This is a genomic window from Streptomyces sp. NPDC060198, from assembly GCF_042728415.1.
Taxonomy (GTDB): domain Bacteria; phylum Actinomycetota; class Actinomycetes; order Streptomycetales; family Streptomycetaceae; genus Streptomyces.
The window spans coordinates 1-2,279 of record NZ_JBHWZJ010000622.1 but is presented as its reverse complement, the minus strand read 5'-3'; the positions used below and the strand labels follow the sequence as shown (position 1 = coordinate 2,279).

The window sequence follows — 2,279 nt, the reverse complement described above, 5'->3', positions numbered from 1 at the left end:
GGTGAGCAGCGACCCTGCCACCGTCGGCCCGGATCGTGCGTTCTGCGGCCGTCCGGCGGACGCGGTGCGTGAAGGAACGGGCAGTACATGAATATCCCAGCGGAAGACAGGGCCAGGATGAGCGAGAAGACATCGGCGACCGCCTCGCGCAGATCCGTACGTCTGGCATCCGTCGCGGCCGTCGCCACCCTCGCCGGACTGCTGAGCGGTCCGGGGTCGGCGGCCGACGACGTGGACGCCAGTGCCGTGGTGACGTACGACTGCGATCTGCCGTCGGGCACGGTCCAGGTGCCGTTGGAGGTAAGGGGGACATTTCCGGCCACCAGCGAGGTGGACGTGCCGATGTCACCCGTGGACGTGAGCATGACGGCCGACTTCGAGGCGGCCGATCTCGCCCCGTTGTTGCCGGAAGGAGCCACCGAGGTCGTCAGCACCGCGACGCTCGACGTGGACGTCGTGCAGAACGACCAGACGGCCCAGGCGCAGTGGGCCCAGTTCATCGCGCCCGCCACGCCACTGGCCGGCGACGAGAACGGGAAGGTCCGGCTCGCGCACACGGGTGAGGTCCCCTCGGTCACCGTGAGCGCGGCTGGAGACGTCACCCTGACGGCAGGGCGACTGACCCTCGGGCTGAGCGCCCCGGCCGTCGAGGGCGAGGAGGCGCCGGCCGATCCGGTGACCCTGACCTGCGACCGGTCCGAAGGGGAAGCGGGCCTGCTGGCGACGGTTCTGGTGCCGGACGCAGGCACGCCGGAAACGCCGGATCCGGGCGGGGAGACCGACCCGGGGGAGGGCGGCGGGGAGGACCCGGGCGACCCAGAGGGGGAGCCGCCGGTGGTACCCCCCGTCGACACGTCCTGCCCGGACGTCGTGCCCCAAGGGGAGATGGACATCAGCGACGCCCCGGTCATCCCCCCGGGTGCACCGCCCTTTCAGCTGAGTCTGCCCGGCCAGAGGGTCTGTGGATACGCGGTGGGGCTCGCCACCATCAAGAAACTGAACGGGTCCACGATCATCAACGACCCTTCCAAGACGCCCGCGTTGATCTCCGCCCTTGCCAATCAGCGGGTCACGGTTCGCACGCCGCAGATGGAAGGCGGCGGTTACAACATGTTCAACTCGCTCGCCAGCCTCGACCTGCCGGACGCCGAGTCGACGTTCCTCGCGTTCGGTTTCCAGCCCGTTTCTGCCGAGGTCTCGTTCGAGACCGGAGCTCTCACCGTCTCGACCGGTAACGTGATGGAGGTCTTCGGGTATCCCGTGAACTTCGCAGTGGTCTCCTTCAAGCAGTCCATGCGGCTACACGATGTGACGGTGAACGGAGTACCCCTCGACGTGGGTCCCGACTGTCGGACCGTGCGCCCTTACAAGGTAGTGCTCCGCGGTGACTTCACCGGCGGGAACCCCTATCTGAACGTGCTGGAGGGCGGACCGCTCAACGGGACGGTGGACATCCCCGCGTTCTCCGGGTGCGGGAGCGGCGGTGAGGACCTGGACGCGTTGTTCACCGCGTCGATATCCGGACCGGGAAACTCCATCGCGCTGAATCAGGCCAACATGTGCGTCCCGGACGCGGACCCGTCGGTCTGGAACTGCCCGCCGAGGCTTCCCGCGTTGCCCGGCGCCCCTACCCCCGCTGTCGACTGACCCGGTTGAGGAGATCCGTGCAGATGAGAAGAAGCAGGAGAAACACAGGCATGCTCGTGGCCGCGCTGTCCGCGGCGATGGCACTGACGGCGACCTCCGCGTCGGCGACGGCTTCCGCCTCCTATGCGGTGACTCCGGGAGGCGCTTTCTCGGGACACGGCGCACCCGCGACCTGGGCCTGGCCCGCGATGTCGTTCTACTGCTCCGCGACCGACGTGGCCGGATCTCTCGTACCGGCGCCCGTCGGAAGCGTGGTCGGAACAGTGAGCTCCGTGGCGTTCAGCGGCTGCACGCTCGCCGGCATCGCCTTCAGCATCACTCTGACGTCGGGCGCCCGGCCGCTCACCGCGACCGGGGCGGTGGCGGGCAGGCCCACCTGGGTCGGCCTCTCCGTGAGCGGGCTGGCCTTCCGTATGACGGGGACCGGCTGCACGGCGAATTTCGGGGGCGGCCTGACCGGCCACTACGAGAACGACACCGGAGACCTGGTCGTCGACGGCTCCACCATGACGGTGAGCGCCGCCAACTGCCTGGGCCTGCTCCAGGCGGGCGATCCGACAGACCTCGACGCCGACTACGCCGTCACCCCGCACCAGACCATCCAGGTCTCGTAGCGGAAGGCAGCGTACGAC

2 protein-coding genes are annotated in these 2,279 nt (G+C 69.0%); both read left to right on the top strand.

Annotated elements, in window-relative coordinates; all coding sequences use genetic code 11:
• Positions 1 to 117: 117 nt before the first annotated feature.
• Complete coding sequence (locus tag ACFWEP_RS34175; RefSeq protein WP_387376133.1) at positions 118 to 1,647, top strand: DUF6801 domain-containing protein; 1,530 nt, start codon at positions 118 to 120, stop codon at positions 1,645 to 1,647.
• A gap of 50 nt (positions 1,648 to 1,697) precedes the next feature.
• Positions 1,698 to 2,261 (top strand): hypothetical protein, encoded by a 564-nt coding sequence (locus tag ACFWEP_RS34170; protein ID WP_387376131.1) that lies wholly within the window; start codon positions 1,698 to 1,700, stop codon positions 2,259 to 2,261.
• Positions 2,262 to 2,279 lie beyond the last annotated feature (18 nt).